The 21,091-nt window shown below is 65.6% G+C and carries 17 protein-coding genes; 10 read left to right on the forward strand and 7 right to left on the reverse strand.

Annotation, left to right across the window (positions count from 1 at the left end; genetic code table 11):
* From QMZ05_RS07055 to QMZ05_RS07085, 7 genes are all read right to left on the reverse strand, one after another.
* On the reverse strand, positions 1-158 hold a 158-nt coding region (locus QMZ05_RS07055), incomplete at its 3' end, for a DUF1028 domain-containing protein (RefSeq protein WP_353700215.1).
* A gap of 9 nt (positions 159-167) precedes the next feature.
* Positions 168-1,973 (reverse strand): gamma-glutamyltransferase family protein, encoded by a 1,806-nt coding sequence (locus tag QMZ05_RS07060; RefSeq protein ID WP_353700138.1) that lies wholly within the window; start codon positions 1,971-1,973, stop codon positions 168-170.
* 107 nt (positions 1,974-2,080) lie between these two features.
* Positions 2,081-3,076, reverse strand: a complete 996-nt coding sequence (locus tag QMZ05_RS07065) for an ABC transporter ATP-binding protein (RefSeq protein ID WP_353700139.1) — start codon at positions 3,074-3,076, stop codon at positions 2,081-2,083.
* Entirely contained in the window at positions 3,073-4,056 is a 984-nt protein-coding gene (locus QMZ05_RS07070; protein ID WP_353700140.1) for an ABC transporter ATP-binding protein, read from the reverse strand. Before QMZ05_RS07070 ends, QMZ05_RS07065 begins: the two co-directional genes overlap by 4 nt.
* Complete coding sequence (locus QMZ05_RS07075) at positions 4,053-5,012, reverse strand: ABC transporter permease (RefSeq protein WP_353700141.1); 960 nt, start codon at positions 5,010-5,012, stop codon at positions 4,053-4,055. Before QMZ05_RS07075 ends, QMZ05_RS07070 begins: the two co-directional genes overlap by 4 nt.
* Before the next feature lie 11 nt (positions 5,013-5,023).
* Entirely contained in the window at positions 5,024-6,004 is a 981-nt protein-coding gene (locus QMZ05_RS07080) for an ABC transporter permease (protein WP_074130302.1), read from the reverse strand.
* 103 nt (positions 6,005-6,107) lie between these two features.
* On the reverse strand, positions 6,108-7,706 hold the full coding sequence (locus QMZ05_RS07085) for an ABC transporter substrate-binding protein (RefSeq protein ID WP_353700142.1): 1,599 nt from the start codon (positions 7,704-7,706) through the stop codon (positions 6,108-6,110).
* A gap of 390 nt (positions 7,707-8,096) precedes the next feature.
* On the opposite strand from QMZ05_RS07085, the gene QMZ05_RS07090 reads away from it, so the two are divergent.
* The 10 genes from QMZ05_RS07090 (at position 8,097) to QMZ05_RS07135 (ending at position 21,012) form a co-directional block, all read left to right on the forward strand.
* Entirely contained in the window at positions 8,097-8,345 is a 249-nt protein-coding gene (locus QMZ05_RS07090; RefSeq protein WP_146985076.1) for a DUF6489 family protein, read from the forward strand.
* 8 nt (positions 8,346-8,353) lie between these two features.
* Positions 8,354-9,145, forward strand: a complete 792-nt coding sequence (locus tag QMZ05_RS07095) for an alpha/beta hydrolase (RefSeq protein WP_353700143.1) — start codon at positions 8,354-8,356, stop codon at positions 9,143-9,145.
* A 53-nt stretch (positions 9,146-9,198) separates the two neighbouring features.
* Positions 9,199-10,749, forward strand: a complete 1,551-nt coding sequence (locus QMZ05_RS07100) for a wax ester/triacylglycerol synthase family O-acyltransferase (protein WP_353700144.1) — start codon at positions 9,199-9,201, stop codon at positions 10,747-10,749.
* 11 nt (positions 10,750-10,760) lie between these two features.
* Positions 10,761-11,756 (forward strand): alpha/beta hydrolase, encoded by a 996-nt coding sequence (locus QMZ05_RS07105; protein WP_353700145.1) that lies wholly within the window; start codon positions 10,761-10,763, stop codon positions 11,754-11,756.
* Positions 11,757-11,915: 159 nt separating this feature from the next.
* Positions 11,916-15,149, forward strand: a complete 3,234-nt coding sequence (locus QMZ05_RS07110) for a cytochrome P450 (RefSeq protein ID WP_353700216.1) — start codon at positions 11,916-11,918, stop codon at positions 15,147-15,149.
* Between the two features lie 132 nt (positions 15,150-15,281).
* Positions 15,282-15,956 carry a spermidine synthase gene (locus QMZ05_RS07115; RefSeq protein ID WP_353700146.1) on the forward strand — a complete coding sequence of 225 codons (675 nt, stop codon included), beginning with the start codon at positions 15,282-15,284 and terminating at the stop codon, positions 15,954-15,956.
* A 124-nt stretch (positions 15,957-16,080) separates the two neighbouring features.
* The gene (locus tag QMZ05_RS07120) at positions 16,081-16,968 is read left to right on the forward strand and encodes an AraC family transcriptional regulator (RefSeq protein WP_353700147.1); all 888 of its coding nucleotides are present in this window, start codon (positions 16,081-16,083) and stop codon (positions 16,966-16,968) included.
* Between the two features lie 171 nt (positions 16,969-17,139).
* Positions 17,140-18,264, forward strand: coding sequence for a maleylacetate reductase (locus tag QMZ05_RS07125; protein WP_353700148.1), 1,125 nt, complete (start codon positions 17,140-17,142; stop codon positions 18,262-18,264).
* A gap of 25 nt (positions 18,265-18,289) precedes the next feature.
* Positions 18,290-19,192 (forward strand): intradiol ring-cleavage dioxygenase, encoded by a 903-nt coding sequence (locus QMZ05_RS07130; protein ID WP_353700149.1) that lies wholly within the window; start codon positions 18,290-18,292, stop codon positions 19,190-19,192.
* A 35-nt stretch (positions 19,193-19,227) separates the two neighbouring features.
* Positions 19,228-21,012: an FAD-dependent monooxygenase gene (locus QMZ05_RS07135; RefSeq protein WP_353700150.1), complete on the forward strand. Its 1,785-nt coding sequence runs from the start codon at positions 19,228-19,230 to the stop codon at positions 21,010-21,012.
* Positions 21,013-21,091 lie beyond the last annotated feature (79 nt).

Consider the following 21,091-nt stretch of genomic DNA (forward strand, 5'->3'; position numbering starts at 1 on the left):
TCGATGCCGTAATAGGGATTGACCAGCGCCTGCGTCGCGACGGCGCCGATCCCGGATGCGATGTGCGGCACCAGCGCGCCGACCGCGAAGAACCGCGTCGCGACTGCGATGCCGAGTTGGCCTGTGGCGCTGTCGCGGGCGATGATCGACCAGGTCATCCGAAACCCCTAGCGCCCCGCAGCGTAGCCCTGCATGCCGCGCGGGTTGGCGGCGGCGCGGCGGCGGGGACCGACTTTCGAGGCCGCGGTGAGGCGGCCTTCCGACCAATCGGGACCGATCTCCACGACATGGCCGCGACGCTTCAATTCGTCGATGGTCGGCTTCGGCACGCGGTTTTCCAGCACCAGCACGCCGGGGCGCGAGGTGCGCGGCCAGAACGAGATCGGGAAATGCTCGGAGTGCCAGGCCGGCGCGTCGATCGCCTCCTGCAAATTGAGTTTTGCGTGGACATGGCGCAGGAAGAACTGCGTGATCCACTGGTCCTGCTGGTCGCCGCCCGGCGAGCCCCAGGAGAGGTACGGCTCGCCGTCGCGCAGCGCCATGGTCGGTGAAAGCGTGGTGCGCGGCCGCTTGCCCGGCGCCAGCGAGGCCGGGTGGTTCTCTTCCAGCCAGAACATCTGGGCGCGGCTGCCGAGGCAGAAGCCGAGCTCGGGAATCACCGGCGAGGATTGCAGCCAGCCGCCGGACGGCGTCGCCGAGATCATGTTGCCGGCCTTGTCGATGATGTCGAAATGCACGGTGTCGCCGCGCACCTCGCCGAACCGGCCGACCGTCGGCTCGCCCGCGCCCATGGCGCCGACCGCCTCGCGATGTCCTTCGGCGTGGCGCAGCTTGACGACGCCGCCGAAACCTTCGACTGAGCCAGGGCGGAAGTCGAGCGAGGCCTTGTCCTTCGAGATCAGCTTGCGCCGTTCGTTGTTGTAGGCATCGGACAGCAGCGTCTCGATCGGGATGTCGGTGAACTTCGGATCGCCGTAGAACGTCTCGCGATCGGCATAAGCGAGCTTGGCGGCTTCGATCTGCAGATGGATGAAGTCGGGGCCTGCGGGATCGAGCCCGTCGAGCTCAAAGCCTTTCAGCAGCGCGAGCTGCTGCAACATCACCGGACCCTGGCTCCAGACGCCGCACTTCTGCACGGTGTAGCGGCCGTAGTCGTAAATGAGCGGCGGCTCGACGGTCGGTTGCCAGCGCGCCATGTCGTCGGCCGACAGCACGCCGCGATGCGGCGAGCCGGAGACGTCCATCACCTCCTGGGTGCGGCAGAACTTGTCGATCGCTTCCGCAACGAAGCCCTTCGACCAGGCCTGCCGCGCGCGCTCGATCTGCGCGACGCGGTCTGGGCCTACGCTCTCCGCCTCGGCCAGGATGCGCGCGTAAGTCTCCGCGAGCCTCTTGTTGGTGAAGAGGGTGCCGGGCTTCGGCACCTCGCCATGGGGCAGATAGACGTCGGCCGATGTGGTCCAGTATTTCCGGAACAGTTGCTCGACGGTCTTGATGGTGGCGGAGGCGCGCTCGACCAGCGGATGGCCGTCACGGGCATAGCCGATCGCGGGCTCCAGCACGTCACGCAACTTCAATGTGCCGTAGTCGCGCAGCAGCAGCATCCAGGTTTCGAATGTGCCGGGCACGCAGGCGGCGAGCAGGCCGGTGCCGGGCACCATCTCGAGGCCTTCGCTGCGATAATGCGCGATCGTGGCCTTCGCCGGCGCCGGGCCCTGGCCGCAGATCACTTCGGTTTTGCCGCGCTTGACGTCGTGCACGATGATCGGGACGTCGCCGCCGGGGCCGTTCAGATGCGGCTCGACCACCTGCAGGGTGAAGGCAGCCGCCACGCCCGCATCAAACGCGTTGCCGCCTTTCTCCAGCGTCGCCATGCCGACCGCGGTGGCGATCCAGTGCGTCGAGGTGACGACGCCGAAGGTGCCTTCGATCTCCGGCCTTGTGGTGAATGGATCGGGGTTGACGTTGCTCATGGCTATTCACCGTTAGGCGGCTTGTTGGGCTGTTTGCGCGCGCACTTGATCACAGCCGGGCTGGTATGCCAACCGCTTGGTGGACATGGCCGCTCCCATCCGCGTGATCATGCCGGAACGGCGGCGGCAGGGCTGTTGACGGCGTGGCAGGCGACGCCGTCGATCAGTTCCGGCGTCTTCTCGCGGCAGAGATCGAAGGCGAGGGGACAGCGCGGATTGAACGAGCAGCCCCGCGGCGGATCGATCGGATTGGGAATCTCGCCCTTGACCGGGATGCGCTGGCGGCCGGACATCGCAAGATCCGGAACCGCGCCGAGCAGCATCTTGGTGTAGGGCATCCGCGGGTTCTCGAACAATCTTCGGCCCTCGGCGATCTCGACGATGCGGCCGAGATACATCACGCCGATCCGGCTCGCCATGTGGCGGACGACCGCGAGATTGTGGCTGATGAAGAGATAGGTCAGGCCGAACTTGTCCTGCAGGTCGCGCATCAGGTTGAGGATCTGCGCCTGCACCGAGACGTCGAGCGCCGAGGTCGGCTCGTCGCAGACGATGAACTCGGCCTCGGAAGCCAGTGCGCGGGCGATCGCGATGCGCTGGCGCTGGCCGCCGGAAAATTCGTGCGGGAATTTCTGGCCGTCGTCGGGGTGCAGGCCGACCAGCGAGAGCAATTCGCCGACCCGGGCCTTGATGTCGCGTTCGCCCTGGATCAGGTCGAAGGCGCGGATCGGCTCGGCGACGATGGCTGAGACCCGGTAGCGCGGGTTGAGGCTCGCATAGGGGTCCTGGAAGACCATCTGGATGCGCCGGCGCAGCCGGCGGCGCGCCTGGCCCTGCCGCGGATCGGTCATCGAGACGCCGTCGATGACGACTTCGCCCGAGCTCGGCGGCAACAGGCCGACGACCATGCGCGCGACCGTGGTCTTGCCGGAGCCGGATTCGCCGACCAGCGCAAAGGTCTCGCCGCGCTTGATGTCGAAGCTGACGCCGTCGACGGCTTTGAGGAACTCGGGATGGCCGCCCTCGATCACGCGGTTGAGCCACGGCTTCGAGACGTCGAAGACACGGCGCAAATTCTTGACCTCGATCAATGTCCCGCTCATGCCGCGGTCTCCTTCGCGGGATCGAACAGGTGGCAGGCGACGGATTGCGTGCCTTGCCGGATCGGCTCGGGGCGTTCGACGCGGCAGCGATCGAAGGCAAACGCACAGCGCGGGTTGAACGGGCAGCCCGGCGGGATCGCCGACAGCCGCGGCATCGAGCCGGGAATCTGCACCAGGCGCTTGTCTTCGCCTGCAAGCGTCGGGATCGCGCCCATCAGGCCACGGGCGTAGGGATGCAGCGGGTTGCGCACCACCTCCTGCACCGGGCCGATCTCGGCGATGCGCCCCGAATACATCACCGCGACGCGGTCGCAGGTCTCGGCGATCACGCCCATGTCGTGGGTCACCAGCATCACCGCCGTGCCGTGGTCGCGGCCGAGCCGCTTGATCAGCGCGATGATCTGCGCCTGCACCGAGACGTCGAGTGCGGTGGTCGGCTCGTCGGCGATGATCAGCTCCGGCTCGGCGCAGATCGCGAGCGCGATGACGACGCGCTGGCGCATGCCGCCGGAGAATTCGTGCGGGTAGCCGTCGATGCGCTTTTCCGGCGCGGGGATGCCGACCTCGGCCAACAGGTCGATGGCGCGCCTGCGCGCGGCGCTTTCGCTTAAGCTGGTGTGGGTGCGGATGGTCTCAATGATCTGGTCGCCGATCCGGTAGAGCGGATTGAGGCTGGTCAGCGGATCCTGGAAGATCATGCCGATCCGCTTGCCCCTGACGCGGCGGATCTCCTCGAGCGGAAGATGGTCGATCCGCGTGCCCGACAATTCGATCTCGCCGGCCGAGATGCGGCCGGGCGGATCGATCAGCCCGATCACGGCAAGGCCGGTGACCGACTTGCCGGCGCCGGACTCGCCGACCACGCCGAGCACCTCGCCCTTGGCGATGTCGAACGACACGCCGTTGATGGCGCGCAAGGTGGCGCGGCGGGTGACGAATTCCACCTCGAGATTGCGCACGGAAAGAACAGGCTGGGTCATCGGAGCTTCGGGTTCAGTGCGTCGCGCAGCCAGTCGCCGAGCAGGTTGATGGAAAGGATCAGGCCGGCCAAGGCGATGCCCGGGAAGGCGACGATCCACCATTCGCCGGCAAACAGATAGTTGTTGCCGATCCGGATCAGGGTGCCGAGCGAGGGCATGGTGTCGGGCATGCCGGCGCCGAGGAACGACAGCGTCGCCTCGGTGATGATCGCAAGCGCGAGGTTGATGGTGGCGATGACGAGGATCGGGCCCATCGTGTTCGGCAGTACGTGCCGCAGCAAGATCTTCGGCGCCGGCAGGCCGATCAGCTGTGCCGCCGCCACATAGTCCTTGTTCTTCTCGACCATCACCGAGCCGCGCACGGTGCGGGCATATTGCACCCAGAAACTGAGGCCGATCGCGATGATCAGCACGCCGAGCGTACTCATCTCGTCGAGCCGGTTGCCGAGCAGCGATTTGGCGACGCCGTTGACCAGGAGCGCGATCAGGATTGCGGGGAAGGTGAGCTGCACGTCGGCGATCCGCATGATCACGCTGTCCACCGCACCGCCGAAATAGCCGGCGACCAGCCCAAGAGCGATGCCGAGCGCGCCGGCGAAGACGACGCCCGCCAGGCCCACCGCAAGCGAGATGCGCAGCCCGAAAAGGATCGCCGAGAGGACGTCGCGGCCCTGCTCGTCGGTGCCGAGCAGGAACGGGCTCTGGCCGTCGGCGGTCCACAGCGGCGCGATCCGCGAGTTGATCAGCTGCAGCTGCGCCGGATCGAACGGGTTCTGCACCGCAAGCCATGACGCAAAGATCGCCAGCAGGAAGAACAGCAGCGTGATTGCGGCCGCGACCATCGTCAGCCGGGAGCGGCGGAACGAATAGAAGATGTCGCTGTCGAGCGCCCGCTTGAACCAGCCGGCGGGTGCCTGATGGTCTTGCGAGCGATGGGGGGCGACGGCGTCGGACATCGGTTGGTCCCTCACGTCGCGCGGCTGACGGTCGAGCGCAAGCGCGGATCGACCACGGTGTAGAGGATGTCGACGACCAGATTGATGGTGACGAAGATCAGCGAGACCATCAGGAGATACGCGGCCATGATCGGGATATCGACGTTTTGCACGGCCTGCACGAACAGAAGCCCCATGCCCGGCCACTGGAACACGGTTTCAGTGATGATCGAGAAAGCAATAACCGAGCCAAACTGCAGCCCGGCCACCGTGATCACCGGAACCAGCGTGTTCTTCAGCGCGTGGCCGAAATGGATCGCGCGCGTGGTCAGGCCGCGGGCGCGGGCGAAGCGGATATAGTCGGTCCGCAGCACTTCCAGCATTTCGGCGCGCACCAGCCGCATGATCAGGGTCATCTGGAACAGTCCGAGCGTGATCGCCGGCATGATGATCGCCTTCCAGCCGGAGACGGTGAGCAGCCCGGTCGACCACCAGCCGAGCTTCACCACCTCGCCGCGGCCGAAGGAGGGCAGCCAGCCCAAGGTCACCGCGAACAGATAGATCAGCAGAATGCCGATCAGGAAGGTCGGCAGCGAAATGCCGATCAGCGATATCGCCTGGAATAATCTGGCGAGGATGGTGTCGCGGCGGAGCGCCGAATAGACCCCCATCAGGATGCCGGCGACCATCGCGAGCAGCGTCGCGCAGATCGCAAGCTCCAGCGTCGCCGGCAGCCGCTCCGCCAGCAGCGATGAGACCGGCAGGCGGAACTGGTAGGACACGCCGAACTTGAACTGCAGCGCATTGATGAAGTAGCGGCCGAACTGCACCAGCACGGGATCGTCGAGGCCGAGCGAGTGCCGGATTTCAGCGCGCTGCGCCGCCGAGGTGTCGATCGAGACCATCTGGTTCACCGGATCGCCGGCGAAGCGGAACATCGCGAACGCAATGACGCCTACGGCGAGCATCACGCCGATCGCCTGCAGGAGGCGGCGAAGAGTGAAAGCGAGCATCTCTACCTTTCACTGCTTTTGACATTTGCCGCGCGGCTTTGCGCGGCCTGAAAACGCGAGGTCCCGGAAGCCTGCGCTTCCGGGACCGAATTCGCCGAAACCACTATTCACCCTGCTTGGTCGCCCAGTAGAGCAGCACCTGGTTGTCCGCGCGCTGGGTCAATTTGACCTTCTTCGACACACCCCACACCAACGGTTGCTGATGCAGCGGAATGTAGCCGTAATCCTTGATGACGATCTCATAGGCCTGCTTGATCAACTGGTCGCGCTTGGCCGTGTCGCTCTCGACCAGGACCTTGTCGGTGAGCGTGTCGACTTCCTTGTTGCAATAGCCGCCGAGATTGGCCTCGCCACGCGTCGCATCCTTCGGATCGTCGCGGCAGCCGAGGATGTCGTGCAGCACGTTGTGCGAGTCTGATGTCGCGGGCGTCCAGCCCAGCATGAAGAACGAGGTCTGGTAGCCGCCGGGCTTCAGCACCTTGGCGAAATACTGCGCCTTCGGCTGCGCCAGCAGGTTCACCTTGACGCCGATGCGGGCCAGCATGCCGACCACGGCCTGGCAGATCGCGGCGTCGTTGACGTAGCGGTCGTTCGGGCAATCCATCGTGACTTCGAAGCCGCTCGGATAGCCGGCATCGGCCAACAGCTTCTTGGCGCCATCAGGATCGAGTTTCGGCCGGGTGAATTCCTTCGACAGCGGATAGAGCTCGGGCGCGATCATCAGCGTCGAGGGCGTCGACATGCCGCGCATCACGCGGGTCTTGATCAGATCGACGTCGATCGTCTTGTAGAAGGCTTCGCGGACGCGGATGTCCTTGAAGGGATTCTTGCCCTTGACGTTGGAGTACAGCAGCTCGTCGCGCGCCATGTCCATGCCGATGAAGATGGTGCGGATCTCCGGCGCGGTCATCACGGTGGCGATGCCGCTGGAATTGACGCGCTGGATGTCCTGGAGCGGAACCGGTTCGATGACATCGACCTCGCCCGAGAGCAGCGCGGCAACGCGGGTGGCGTCGGAGCCGATCGGGGTGAAGATGATCTCCTGGAGATTATGCTCGGGCTTGCGCCAATAGCCTGGAAACGCCTTGAACACGGTCTTCACGCCGGGCTGATGGCTCTCGATCGTGAACGGACCGGTGCCGTTCTCGTGCAGCGCCGCGTAGCTCGGCGTGGTCGCGGAGGCCGGCGTCGGTGCGACCGAGTTGTTCTCCTCGCACCACTTCTTGTCCATGATGTACCAGCTATCCCATTGCGAGGTCAGAATGGGATTGGGCGAATCCAGCGTCACATCGACGGTGTAGTCGTCGACCTTGGTGAACTTGGCGTCGGCCGGGACGTTGCTGAGGAAATTGGAGCCCTTGGCGCGGACGCGGTCGGCGGAGAACAGCACGTCGTCGGCGGTGAAGGGATCGCCATTGTGGAATTTCACGCCTTTGCGCAGATGGAAGCGCCATTTGGTCGGGGTCAGCGTCTCCCAGCTTTCCGCCAGTGCCGGAATGATCTTGAGGTCCTTGTCGCGCGCGGTGAGGCCTTCATAGACATGCGCGTGGTGCGCGATCGTCGTGGTTTCCTTCAGCGTGTAGGGGTCCAGCGACTTCAGCTCGCCCTGATTGGCATATTTCAGCGTCTGGGCCGATGCCGGCAAGGCAAAGGCGATGAGCGCGACGGCCGTCGCCGCAAACAAACTCCAACGTACCGACATGTGATCCCGCGTCCCCGTTTTTGTCCGCCAGTTGCTTTGTCCGGCTGGTATTATTGATACATGTTGCCAGAGTTTACCGGCCGCGCAAGCGCGATTTCCCAAAGGGTTAATCGCCTCGCGCGGGTGCAGCGCAATGAATGCGAGATGAGCGTAGGCGGTCGGTGCGGGCGCGTGACATTCGACTTTCGGAGTGCCGCTTGCAGGTCCCGGAATGAGCGCCGGCGAGCCCGTTTGCGCCGGCCGCTCGAAACGGTTCGGTTGACCATAACGGATGATTGAGGCCGACTATCCATTGGGGCGGGTATGGCTCGCTTGCGCGACGGACCCCGTCCCGGCGATACTGAGCTGGGCCAAGCAGAGCTCGGCCAAGGCGCATTTGAGGAGGCGGATATGAAAGTCAACGTCGAGATAGATTGCACGCCCCTCGAAGCGCGGCAGTTCTTCGGCCTGCCCGACGTGGCGCCGATGCAGACCGCTGTGATGGACAAGCTGCAACAGCAGATGTTGTCCAACATCGAGAAGATTTCGCCGGAATCGCTGATGCAGAGCTGGTTCACCTTCGATCCCAAGCTCGCCGAGCGCTTCCAGGACATGTTCGTGGCGATGGCTGGCTTCGGCGGCACGAGCAAGAAGAAATAGTGGCGGGTATGGACAGGAGCATTGACCGGACCGAACGCCGGTTGCGCCCACCCAGCCTGTTCCTGATGCTGGCGGAAGCGCGCGGCGTGCTCGAGTTGAATTCGAGCCTCTTGCTGTCGCCCTTGCTGATGCAGGCGCCGAAGGGCGACGGTCATCCGGTGCTGGCGCTGCCGGGCTTCCTCGCCAGCGACCTTTCGATGGCGCCGATGCGGCGTTATCTGAAGGAGCTCGGCTACGACGCCTATGCCTGGAATATGGGCCGCAATTTCGGCGGGATTTCCAGCAGGCGGGCTGCGCTGCGCGACCTGCTGAAGCGGGTCCATGAGGCGTCGGGGCGCAGGGTCTCGATCATCGGCTGGAGCCTCGGCGGCGTCTATGCGCGCGACCTGGCGTCGCAGATGCCGGAGCTGGTGCGGTCCATCATCACGCTGGGCAGTCCGTTCGCCGACGACATCCGCGCCACCAACGCGACACGGCTCTATGAGCTGCTGTCCGGCGAGGCGGTGGACGACATTCCCGAAATCCGCGCCGCGATTGCCGGCGACATGCCGGTGCCGACCACCTCGATCTATTCCCGCACCGACGGCATCGTGAACTGGCGGACCTCGCGGGTTCGCCCGTCGGAGAGCGCCGAAAACATCGAGGTGCATCTCGCGAGCCACATCGGCCTCGGCGTCAACCCCGCAGCTTTGTGGGCGATCGCGGACCGGCTGGCACAGCCGGAAGGCGAGTTCCGGCATTTTGACCGGTCGGGCCCCTTTGCCATTGCCTACGGGCCGGCAGAACAGGCACTATCCTAACGACGAGAAGCGCCGCCAAGGCGCCCGCGTGAGTTGGCTCTCGGGAGGAGAACATGAGCGACGCCAAGAAGCTGTCCTCGCTGGACGCATCGTTTCTGTATCTGGAAACGCCGGAAATGCCGATGCATGTCGGCAGCATGGCGATCTTCCGGCTGCCCGACGGCTACAAGGGCGACTTCTTCGAGGAGTTCAAGGCGATGATCGCCTCGCGGCTGCACATCGCGCCGATCCTCAAGGCGCGCCTGCAGAAGGCGCCGCTCGACATCGACCATCCGTCCTGGGTCGAGGACGACCAGTTCGACATCGACCGTCACATCTTCCGCGCCAGCCTGCCTGCGCCGCGCGATCGCGCCACGCTGGAGCGTATCGTCGGCTGGATGCACGCCAAGCTCTTGAACCGCGCCCGTCCGCTCTGGGAGTTCTATGTCTTCGAGGGCATGAAGGACAACGAGATCGGGCTCTATTCCAAGATGCACCACGCCTGCATCGACGGCGGCGCCGGTGCGGCGCTGACCAGCATGATCTACGACCTGACGCCGGTGCCGCGCGAGATCGAACCGCCGGGCGCAAAAGAGGTCGCGCAGGAGCCGCGCGACATCGCGGCCAATCTGATCGACGCCTATCAGCAGCTGTGGACCCAGCCGTTCGAGGCGGCCGCTGCCGCGCAGAAGAACCTGGAGCTGCCTCGCTCCGGCAAGAGCGACCTCGGCTCGATCCTGTTCGACAACGCCATGTTCCAGATCGAGAGCGCGGTGAAGTTCGCGGGCTCGATGCCGACCGTCATGAAGAGCCTGTCCGACGTCGTCGCCAAGGTCGCCGATCCCCGGTCGCGCGAGAGCCTGCAGGCGATGGCCTCGCCGCCGACCATCCTCAACAAGGCGATCTCGTCGGAGCGCAGCTTTGCCGGCACCTCGATCTCGCTGTCGCGCGCCAAGGCGCTTGCGAAGGCATCCGGCGGCAAGCTCAACGACGTCGTGCTGGCGCTCGCCTCCGGCGTGGTGCGGCGCTATCTGATCAGCCAGGGCGCGCTGCCGAACAAGTCGCTGACCGCCGGCGTGCCGATCTCGCTGCGCGAGGAGGGTAATGCCGAGTCCAACAACCAGGTGTTCGGCATGATCTGCTCGATCGCGACCGACATCGAGGATCCCAAGAAGCGGCTGGAAACCATCATCGCGCAGTCCACCAAGTCCAAGGAGATGTCGCACCCGCTGCGCGCCCTGGTGCCGCAGGTCTCCAACATCTCGCTGCTGGGCGCGCCCATCCTGGTGCAGATCATGGCGCTGCTGTACAGCCGCTCCGACCTCTCCAACGTGCTGCCGCCGGCGACCAACATCACGGTCTCGAACGTGCCGGGGCCGCGGCAGACGCTGTACGCGGCGGGCGCCGAGCTGCTGCACATCTTCCCGGTTTCGATCTCGACCCACGGCGTTGCGCTCAACATCACCGTGCAGAGCTACCGCGATCAGCTCGATTTCGGCTTCATCGTGGGTGCCAACATCATTCCCCACGTGCAGGTGATGTGTGACATGCTGCCGCTCGAGTTCGATGCACTCGAGGCGGCGTTCGCTCCCCCGCCTGCGGACATCAAGGGCGCGGCCGAATAGGAATTGCTTCAATGATCGATATGCCACCGCTGCAGTTCGCCGAGACGAACGGCATCCGCATGGGGTTCTACGAAGCTGGCCCCAAGACCGACGCGCCGCCCGTGGTGCTGTGCCATGGTTGGCCTGAACTGGCGTTCTCCTGGCGTCATCAGATCAAGGCGCTGGGCGAGGCCGGGATCCGGGTGATCGCGCCGGATCAGCGCGGCTATGGCGCCACCGACCGGCCGGAGCCGGTCGAAGCCTACGACATGGAGCACCTGACCGGCGATCTGGTCGGCCTGCTCGATCACCTCAAGATCGACAAGGCGATCTTCGTCGGTCACGACTGGGGCGGCTTTGTCGTCTGGCAGATGCCGCTCAGGCACCCGTCGCGGGTCGCCGGCGTCGTCGGCGTCAACACGCCGCATTGGGACCGTGCGCCGATGGACCCGATCGCGCTGTTCCGCCAGCGCTTCGGCGACCACATGTACATCGTCCAGTTCCAGGATCCGGCGCGCGAGCCTGACCGGATTTTTGGCAGCCGGGTCGAACAGACCTTCGACGCCTTCATGCGCAAGCCGGCGCCGCGTCCTGCGGATGCGCCACCCGAACAGCCGATCGCCGGCGTCGGTGCCTCGGCGCGGCTGAACCTGGCGTTCCCGCAGATGATTGCGAACTACGACGCCAAGCACGATCCGCGGACGCCGATCCTCTCGGCGGAGGAGAAGAAGGTGTTCGTCGACACCTTCACCAGGACCGGCTTCACCGGCGGCATCAACTGGTATCGCAACTTCACCCGCAACTGGGAGCGTTCGGCCGGGCTGGATCACAATGTGCGGGTGCCGTCGCTGATGATCATGGCCGAGAACGACGCGGTGCTGCCACCCTCGGCGGCCGACGGCATGGAGAAGCTGGTGCCGGACCTCGAAAAGTACCTGGTCAAGGACAGCGGCCATTGGACGCAGCAGGAAAAGCCGGACGAGGTCAGCGCCAAGCTGATCGAGTGGCGTAGAAAGCGGTTTGGATAATCTTTGCCGTCATTGCGAGGAGCGAAGCGACGAAGCAATCCATTCACTCCCCTTGAGGCGAGATGGATTGCTTCGCGGAGCCTGTCATCCGGCGGCGCTTCGCGCCGACCGGGTGGCTCGCAATAACGGTTGAGAGACAAGGTAGGGGGCAATCTCGACATGGCGTCCGGCAACAGACTGAGTCCGATCCCGCATCCGCCGACGAAGCCGGTGGTCGGCAACATGCTGTCGCTGGATTCGACCGCGCCGGTGCAGCATCTCGTCAAGCTCTCCAAGGAGCTCGGACCGATCTTCTGGCTCGACATGATGGGCGCGCCGCTCGTGATCGTGTCCGGCCACGATCTGGTCGACGAGCTTTCCGACGAGAAGCGCTTCGACAAGGCGGTGCGCGGCTCGCTGCGCCGGGTGCGCGCGGTCGGCGGCGACGGATTGTTCACCGCCGACACCCGGGAGCCGAACTGGAGCAAGGCGCACAACATCCTGATGCAGCCGTTCGGCAACCGCGCCATGCAGTCGTACCACCCGAGCATGGTCGATATCGCCGAGCAGCTCGTCAAGAAGTGGGAGCGTCTCAACGCCGACGAGGAGATCGAGGTCGTCCACGACATGACGGCGCTGACCCTTGATACCATCGGGCTCTGCGGCTTCGACTATCGCTTCAATTCGTTCTACCGCCGCGACTACCACCCTTTCGTGGAATCGCTGGTGCGCTCGCTCGAGACCATCATGATGACCCGCGGCCTGCCGCTCGAGGGTCTGTGGATGCAGAAGCGGCGCAAGACGCTGACCGACGACGTCGCCTTCATGAACAAGATGGTCGACGAGATCATCGCCGAGCGACGCGGCAACACCGACGTGACCGACGACAAGAAGGACATGCTGGCCGCGATGATGACCGGCGTCGACCGCGCCACCGGCGAGCAGCTCGACGACGTCAACATCCGCTACCAGATCAACACGTTCCTGATCGCCGGGCACGAAACCACCAGCGGCCTGCTGTCGTGCACGATCTATGCGCTGTTGAAGCATCCCGAGGTGCTGAAGAAGGCCTATCAGGAGGTCGATCGCGTCCTCGGCCCCGACGTCAACGCGCGGCCGACCTATCAGCAGGTGACGCAGCTCGTCTACATCACCCAATGCCTGAAGGAGGCGCTGCGGCTGTGGCCGCCGGCGCCGGCCTACGGCATCGCGCCGCTCAACGATGAGATGATCGGCGGTAAATACAAGCTGAAGAAAAACACCTTCATCACCATCCTGGTGATGGCGCTGCACCGCGACCCCAGCGTCTGGGGGCCGAACCCCGACGTGTTCGATCCGGAGAATTTCAGCCGCGAGGCCGAAGCCAAGCGCCCGATCAACGCCTGGAAGCCGTTCGGCAACGGCCAGCGCGCCTGCATCGGCCGCGGCTTCGCCATGCACGAGGCGGCGCTTGCGATCGGAATGATTCTGCAGCGCTTCAAGCTGCTCGACGTGCATCGCTACCAGATGCATCTGAAGGAGACGCTGACCGTCAAGCCCGACGGCTTCAGGATCAAGGTGCGGCCGCGCGACGACAAGGATCGCGGCGCGTTCGCCGGCAGCGCGGGCGCCGTTGCGGCCGCACCGAAGCCGCAGCGCGCGCCGACCACGCGGCCCGGCCACAACACGCCGATGCTCGTGCTCTACGGCTCCAACCTCGGCTCGGCCGAGGAACTGGCGACCCGCATGGCGGATCTCTCGGAGATCAACGGTTTTGGCACCCGGCTCGGTCCGCTGGACGATTATGTCGGCAAGCTGCCGGAGGAGGGCGGCGTGCTGATCATCTGCGCCTCCTACAATGGCGCGGCGCCCGACAATGCGACGCAGTTCGTCAAATGGCTGGAGAGCGACCTGCCGAAGGACGCCTTCGCCAAGGTTCGCTACGCGGTGTTCGGCTGCGGCAACAGCGATTGGGCGGCGACCTATCAATCGGTGCCGCGCTTCATCGACGAGCAACTGACCAAGCATGGCGCGCGCGCGGTCTATCCGCGCGGCGAGGGCGATGCGCGCAGCGATCTCGACGGCCAGTTCCAGAAATGGTTTCCGGAGGCCGCGAAGGTCGCGACCAAGGAATTCGGCATCGACTGGAATTTCACCCGCACCGCCGAGGACGAACCGCTTTATGCGATCGAGCCGGTGGCGCAGGGCGCGGTCAACACCATCGTGACGCAAGGCGGCGCGGTGCCGATGAGGGTGCTCGTCAACAGCGAGCTGCAGACCAAGGAAGGCGCCCGTCCGTCGGAGCGCTCGACGCGGCACATCGAGGTCGAGCTGCCGTCCAGCCTGAAGTATCGCGTCGGCGATCATCTCAGCGTGGTGCCGCGCAACGATCCGACCCTGGTCGATTCCGTCGCCCGCCGGTTCGGCTTCCTGCCCGCCGACCAGATCCGCCTGCAGGTCTCGGAAGGCCGCCGCGCGCAATTGCCGGTCGGCAACGCCGTGTCGGTCGGGCGGCTGCTCACCGAGTTCGTCGAGCTGCAGCAGGTCGCGACCCGCAAGCAAATCCAGATCATGTCCGAGCACACCCGCTGCCCGGTGACCAAGCCGAAGCTGATGGCCTATGTCGGCGACGACGACGCCTCGGCCGAGCGCTATCGCACCGAGGTGCTGGCGAAGCGCAAATCGGTGTTCGACCTGCTCGAGGAATATCCGGCCTGCGAGCTGCCGTTCCACCTTTACCTCGAAATGCTGTCGCTGCTGGCGCCGCGCTACTACTCGATCTCGTCGTCTCCGGCCGGCGAGGCGCAGCGCTGCAGCGTCACCGTTGGCGTCGTCGAGGCGCCGGCAAGCTCCGGTCGCGGCATCTATAAGGGTATCTGCTCCAACTATCTGGCGCGCCGCAGAGCCGGCGACACCGTCCACGCCACCATCAAGGAGACCAAGGCCGGCTTCCGCCTGCCGGACGACGACACCGTGCCGATCATCATGATCGGGCCGGGCACCGGGCTCGCGCCGTTCCGCGGCTTCCTGCAGGAGCGCGCCGCGCGCAAGGCACGGGGCGCGACCTTGGGCCCCGCGATGCTGTTCTTCGGCTGCCGCCATCCGGAGCAGGACTTCATCTATGCGGATGAGCTGAAGGCGTTCGCGGCCGATGGCGTCAGTGAGCTCTTCACCGCGTTCTCGCGCGCCGACGGCCCGAAGACCTATGTGCAGCACCTCGTCGCCGCGCAGAAGGACCGGGTCTGGGAGCTGATCCAGAAGGGCGCGATCGTCTATGTCTGCGGCGACGGCGGCAAGATGGAGCCCGACGTCAAGGCGACCCTGATGTCGATCTACCGCGAACGCACCGGCGTCGACGCCGATGCAGCCGCGCGCTGGATCGAGGAGATGGGCACAGGGAATCGCTACGTGCTCGACGTCTGGGCCGGTGGTTAGCCTTGCGCCTTCGTAGCCCGGATGGAGCGAAGCGAAATCCGGGACGATCGATCCGAATATGAGGCTGTCCCGGATTGCGCTGCGCTCCATCCGGGCTACGGCCATGGTGCCGGCCATGCTACAAGCCGCCGCATGATTCCGTGGGAAAAGATCGATACTGCGCGCATTCCCGGCACCGAGGGTGAATTGCGTCTGATGCGGCGCGGCCGCGAATTCTCGATCATGCTCGGCACCAACGAGCTGATGAACAGCCGCCTGTCGGGCTCGGAAGAGGCGCTGGCGACGCTTGCCGCGAAGAGGATCGACAAGGTCGCACGGCCGCATTTTCTCATCGGCGGCCTCGGCATGGGCTTTACGCTGCGGGCTGCGCTCGCCGTGCTCGGAGCGGATGCGCGGATCGTGGTGGCCGAACTGGTGCCGGCCGTGGTCGCCTGGGCGAGAGGCCCGATGGCCGAGATCTTCGGCGACAGCCTGAACGATCCGCGCGTGCGAATCGAGGAGGCGGATGTTGCTGACGTGATCGCGCGCCATCCGCGCAGCTTCGATGCCATCCTGCTCGATGTCGATAACGGGCCGGAGGGGCTGACACGTAAGGCCAATGACGCGCTGTACGACGTCTCCGGCCTCCAGGTCGCAAACGCCGCGTTGCGGCGCGGCGGCGTGCTTGCCGTCTGGTCGTCAGGTCCGAATGCCAGGTTCCCGAAATCGCTGTCCCGGGCCGGGTTCGCGGTCAACGAGATTGCCGTCCGTGCCGCGGGTCGCGGCCGCGGTGTACGGCACGTGATCTGGCTTGCGGTCAAGGAATAGAAGCCCAGCTATTGCGACGCAGCAAGGTCGCCGCGGGGAGCCGCCGGTTCGATTGTGTTGAAAATCCATGGCTGTTGGGTTTCACTTAAACGGCACGTGAAGCCTCGAGCCCTTGGACTGCCGGATGCAGGCGACGTCGAATTTTGGGGTGCAGGAGACGCACGGGATCCTGAACCGCTTTCAGGCCGATTTCCGCGGCTCGAGCGAAGGGCTCGGCTGGTCGTCGGCGTTTGCCTCGGTCCAGCGCGAACGGCCGTTTGACGGGCATTTCCACGCGCTGTCGGACAATCTGATGGTGCTGCATCGCGGCGGTCCGGTCGACATCACCTATGTGATGGACGGCAAGTCGGTCGCCCGGCAGATCCCGCGCGGCGGTGTGTTCTTCCTGCCGGCGGGGCACACCTGCAACGTGGTTTTGCGTGAGGCGCTGGAATCCACCCACATCTATCTGCGGTCCGACCTGTTCGCGGGGCAGGACGGGGCGTCCAGCCTGATCAGCGGGCTGGCGCCGATGCTCGGCGATCAGGACGCCGTGCTGGAGCATCTCGCCGCGGCGATCGGCGAGACCATCACCGGCGGCCTGCCGGCCTCGTCGCTGTTCGTCGATCCGATCGCGCAGGCGATCGCCAACCGCTTTGTCGCGATCAATTTCCACAAGCCGAGCGTGGAGGCCGGCAAGCATCCGAACCTGCTCAGCAACAGGCAGATGGCGCGGATCCGCGAATTCGTCGACGCCAATCTCGATACCGACATCCGGCTCGACCAGCTGGCGGAGCTGTGCGGCCGCAGCACCGAATATTTCGTGCGCCTGTTCAAGGCGACCAGCGGCGTCTCGCCCTACCAATACGTGCTCAATCTGCGCATCGAGCGCGCCAGGGCGCTGCTTGCCGACGAGACGCAGAGCCTCGCCGACATCGCGCTGGCCTGCGGCTTCTCCCACCAGGAGCATTTTACGCGCATGTTCCGCCGCTTCACCGGCGTGACGCCCGGGCGATACCGGCGCAGCCATTAGCGCGTGGCGGACGGGGGCAGGCGAGGGGCGCTGCCCGCCGCATCCGGGCTGACGATTTTTCCGGTTTTGTGCAGATTCTCTCCGGTTTCGTGCAGGCCCGCGACCGCCGCCTGCCGCTAGCTTTCTCCCAACAAGGTGAAATTTGCCGGTCCGCCGGCTGGGAGAAATGCCATGAGCATCGCAGCGTCCGATGCCGTATGCCCGCCGATCGTGGGGGCCGGTGATACCGGTCAGGGCGCCTTTGCCTATTGCTCGCAGCAATATCGCGTGGTGTTCGGCGCCGGCACCTCGGCGCGGCTTGGCGAGGAGACCGAGCGCCTCGGCATCAAGCGGGCGCTGGTGCTGACCACGCCCGAGCAGCAGGATCTCGGACGCCGGCTTGGTGCGGGCCTCGGTGACAGGCTCGCAGGAACGTTTGCCGGCGCGCGCATGCACACGCCGGTCGAGGTCACGAACGAAGCGCTTCGCATCGTTGAATCCCGCGACATCGACGGTTTGGTTGCGATCGGGGGCGGCTCGACGGTCGGGCTCGGCAAGGCGCTGTCGCTGCGCACCGGGCTGCCGCACATCGCTGTCCCGACTACCTATGCCGGATCGGAGATGACGCCAATCCTCGGCGAAACCACGAACGGCATCAAGACCACGCAGCAGTCCCAGGATCTGGTGCCCGACACTGTCATCTACGATGTCGATCTCACCGTCAGCCTGCCCGCTCACATCTCCGCCGCCAGCGGCCTGAACGCGATCGCCCATGCGGTCGAAGCGCTGTATGCACCCGACGCCAATCCATTGACCTCGCTGATGGCGGAGGAAGGCATCGCCGCGCTTGCCCGCGCACTGCCGCGCATCATGACTGAGCCTGCCGATCCCGGGGCGAGGCGCGATGCACTCTACGGCGCCTGGCTGTGCGGCGTATGCCTCGGCGCGGTCGGGATGTCGCTGCACCACAAGCTTTGCCACGTGCTGGGCGGCATGTTCAACCTTCCGCACGCCGAAACCCACGCGATCGTGCTGCCGCATGCGGCCGCTTACAATGCCGCCGCCGCGCCTGACGCGATGACGCGAGTTGCGCGCGCATTGCGCACGACGGATGCGCCGCAAGGGCTGTTCGATCTCGCGCAGCGGCTCGCCCTGCCGCGCCGGCTGGCCGACATCGGCATGTCCGAGGACGGCATCGCGCGCGCCGCCGAGATGGCGGTGCGCAGCCCCTATGCCAATCCAAGACCTGTGGAGCGCGTCGCGATCCAGGACCTGATCGCGGCGGCCTGGCGCGGCGACGCGCCCGCGCAGCACTGACATCTCAAGATCAAGGGACAACACGATGGCCAATTTCAACGAGCATGATCTCACCGACGAGGTGATCCGCAGCTTCGCCAACACGCCGAACAAGCGGCTGAAGTTTCTCATCGAGGAGACGGTCAAGTCGCTGCACGATCTGGTGCGTCGCACCGAGCTCACCTTCGAGGAATGGAATCAGGCGATCGAATTCCTGACCCGCACCGGCCAGACCTGCACGCCGCTGCGCCAGGAATTCATCCTGCTGTCCGACGTGCTCGGCGTCTCGATGCTGGTCGATGCGGTCAATCACCGCGAGCGCGAGGGCGCCACCGAGACCACGGTGCTCGGGCCGTTCTATGTCGGCGAGCACCGCGTCACGCCGCACGGCGCGAACATCTCCGAAGGCATCGACGGCGAGCCGATGTTCGTGCAGAGCCGCGTCACCGACCTTGCCGGCAAGCCGCTCGCCGCCGCCGAGATCGACGTCTGGCACGCCGACGATGACGGTTTCTACGATTCGCAGAAGGCGGATTACGCGGCGCACGGTCCATCGCTGCGCGCGCGCTTCGTCACCGATGCCGACGGCCGCTTCTCGTTCCGCACCATCCTGCCGTGCAGCTATCCGATCCCGACCGATGGCCCGGTCGGAGATCTCATCACCGCCACGAAACGTCATCCGATGCGGCCGGCGCATGTGCACTTCCTGGTCAAGGCCGAGGGCTACGAGCCGCTGATCACCCACGTCTTCCTCGATGGCGACGAGTATCTGCGCAGCGACGTGGTGTTCGGCGTCAAGGACGAGCTGATCGCCCGCGTCGAGCCGAAGAGCGAGCCGGTGCTGCCGAACGGCGAGCGGGTCTCCGGCCCGTGGCACCTGATGACCTACGACTTCCAGATGAAGCCCGGCGCAGGCCTGGTGCCGCAGCCGATGATGGCCGCGGAATAACGATCACAACCAACAACACGACCAAGGAGAGGACCATGACCAGCAAACCTGTTGAGACCGACGTGCTTGTCGTCGGCAGTGGCCCGGCCGGCGCGACGGCGGCGGCGCTGCTCGGCATGTATGACGTCAAGCACATCCTGGTGACCAAATATGGCTGGCTGGCCGACACGCCGCGCGCCCACATCACCAACCAGCGCGCGATGGAGGTGCTGCGCGATCTCGGGCTCGAGGAGAAGGCGGTCGCGCAGGCGGTGCCGCAGCATCTGATGGCCAACAATGTGTTCTGCGAAAGTCTCGCCGGCGAGGAGTTCGGCCGGCTGTATTCCTGGGGCAACCATCCTTCGCGCAAGGCGGATTACGACCTCGCCAGTCCCGCGCGCATCTGCGACCTGCCGCAGAATTTCCTCGAGCCGATCCTGATCGAGGCCGCCGGCCAGCGCGGCACATCGCTGTGCTTCAACACCGAGTTCGTCGATCTGCTGCAGGATGCCGACGGCGTCACCGCGACGGTGAAGGACCGCCTGTCCGGCGAGACCTATCAGATCCGCGCGAAGTATCTGATCGGCGCCGATGGCGGCCGCAGCCGGGTCGCCGAAGTGATCGGGCTGCCGATGGAGGGCCAGATGGGCCGCGCCGGCAGCATGAACATCATCGTGCAGGCGGATTTGAGCAAATACGTCGCGCACCGGCCGAGCGTGCTGTACTGGGTGCTGCAGCCGGGCGCCGAGATCGGCGGCATCGGCGCCGGCCTGATCCGCATGGTGCGGCCGTGGAACGAATGGTTGATCATCTGGGGCTACGACATCGAGCAGGGCGAGCGCAAGCTCTCCAACGACGAGGCGATCTCGATCGTGCGCAACCTCGTCGGCGACGAGACGCTCGAGGTCAAGGTCCGCTCGACCTCGACCTGGACCGTGAACGAGATGTATGCCGGCCACTATTCGTCCGGCCGCGTGTTCTGCGTCGGCGATGCCGTGCATCGCCACCCGCCGACCAACGGCCTCGGCTCCAACACCTCGATCCAGGATGCCTATAATCTCTGCTGGAAGCTCAAGCTGGTGCTCGAGGGCCATGCGGCGCCGTCGCTGCTCGAGACCTATTCGGCCGAACGCCAGCCGGTCGGCAAGCAGATCGTGACCCGCGCCAACCAGAGCATCGGCGACTTCCCGCCGATCTTCGAGGCCGTGGGCCTCGTCGCCTCGACCGATCCGGCCGAAGCGCGCAAGGCGATCGCCGCGCGCAAGGCGCCGACCGCCGAAGGCAAGGCGCGCCGCAAGAAGCTCTATGAGGCGATCGCCAACAAGAGCTACGAGTTCAACTGCCACGGCGTCGAACTGAACCAGCGCTACGCCTCGACCGCCGTGGTCTCCGACGGCACGCCGATGCCGGCGTTCGCCAGGGATCACGAGCTGTATTATCAGGCCACCACCTGGCCCGGCGCGCATCTGCCGCATATCTGGGTCGAGCATCAGGGCGAGCGCAAGTCGACGCTCGATCTCACCGGCAAGGGTCGCTTCACGCTGCTCACCGGAATCGGCGGCGACGGCTGGAAGACGGCCGCCGCCGCGGTCGAGAAGGCTTATGGCCTGCCGGTCGATGTGGTGACGATCGGGCCGCAGGGCTGCGATGCGCTCGACATCTATGCCGACTGGTATCGCCAGAGCGAGGTCGACGAGGACGGCTGCGTGCTGGTGCGTCCCGACATGTATGTCGCCTGGCGCGCCAAGGAGGCGTCGGCCAATGCCAGCGATGTGCTGCTCGAGGTGTTCGGCCAGATCCTCGGCCGCAACGCGCAAGCGAAGGCCGTCGCCGCCGCGTGATGCGGCGCGACGTCGGCAATCCTTTTTCAGAACGAAATGAACGGCAGCCGGTGAACAGCCGGCCTGCCAAGGGAGGGGA

Origin of the sequence: Bradyrhizobium sp. INPA03-11B (assembly GCF_040446015.1) — a bacterium.
Taxonomy (GTDB): Bacteria; Pseudomonadota; Alphaproteobacteria; order Rhizobiales; family Xanthobacteraceae; genus Bradyrhizobium; species Bradyrhizobium macuxiense_A.

What these genes read in the sequence shown, in the direction of transcription:
- QMZ05_RS07135 (WP_353700150.1), top strand. Translation starts at nt 19,228, where the DNA reads ATGACCAGCAAACCTGTTGAGACCGACGTGCTTGTCGTCGGCAGTGGC.
- QMZ05_RS07115 (WP_353700146.1), top strand. Translation starts at nt 15,282, where the DNA reads ATGATTCCGTGGGAAAAGATCGATACTGCGCGCATTCCCGGCACCGAG.
- QMZ05_RS07085 (WP_353700142.1), bottom strand. Translation starts at nt 7,706, where the DNA reads ATGTCGGTACGTTGGAGTTTGTTTGCGGCGACGGCCGTCGCGCTCATC.
- QMZ05_RS07075 (WP_353700141.1), bottom strand. Translation starts at nt 5,012, where the DNA reads ATGTCCGACGCCGTCGCCCCCCATCGCTCGCAAGACCATCAGGCACCC.
- QMZ05_RS07110 (WP_353700216.1), top strand. Translation starts at nt 11,916, where the DNA reads ATGGCGTCCGGCAACAGACTGAGTCCGATCCCGCATCCGCCGACGAAG.
- QMZ05_RS07105 (WP_353700145.1), top strand. Translation starts at nt 10,761, where the DNA reads ATGATCGATATGCCACCGCTGCAGTTCGCCGAGACGAACGGCATCCGC.
- QMZ05_RS07120 (WP_353700147.1), top strand. Translation starts at nt 16,081, where the DNA reads ATGCAGGCGACGTCGAATTTTGGGGTGCAGGAGACGCACGGGATCCTG.
- QMZ05_RS07060 (WP_353700138.1), bottom strand. Translation starts at nt 1,973, where the DNA reads ATGAGCAACGTCAACCCCGATCCATTCACCACAAGGCCGGAGATCGAA.
- QMZ05_RS07070 (WP_353700140.1), bottom strand. Translation starts at nt 4,056, where the DNA reads ATGACCCAGCCTGTTCTTTCCGTGCGCAATCTCGAGGTGGAATTCGTC.
- QMZ05_RS07100 (WP_353700144.1), top strand. Translation starts at nt 9,199, where the DNA reads ATGAGCGACGCCAAGAAGCTGTCCTCGCTGGACGCATCGTTTCTGTAT.
- QMZ05_RS07065 (WP_353700139.1), bottom strand. Translation starts at nt 3,076, where the DNA reads ATGAGCGGGACATTGATCGAGGTCAAGAATTTGCGCCGTGTCTTCGAC.
- QMZ05_RS07095 (WP_353700143.1), top strand. Translation starts at nt 8,354, where the DNA reads ATGGACAGGAGCATTGACCGGACCGAACGCCGGTTGCGCCCACCCAGC.
- QMZ05_RS07080 (WP_074130302.1), bottom strand. Translation starts at nt 6,004, where the DNA reads ATGCTCGCTTTCACTCTTCGCCGCCTCCTGCAGGCGATCGGCGTGATG.
- QMZ05_RS07090 (WP_146985076.1), top strand. Translation starts at nt 8,097, where the DNA reads ATGAAAGTCAACGTCGAGATAGATTGCACGCCCCTCGAAGCGCGGCAG.
- QMZ05_RS07130 (WP_353700149.1), top strand. Translation starts at nt 18,290, where the DNA reads ATGGCCAATTTCAACGAGCATGATCTCACCGACGAGGTGATCCGCAGC.
- QMZ05_RS07125 (WP_353700148.1), top strand. Translation starts at nt 17,140, where the DNA reads ATGAGCATCGCAGCGTCCGATGCCGTATGCCCGCCGATCGTGGGGGCC.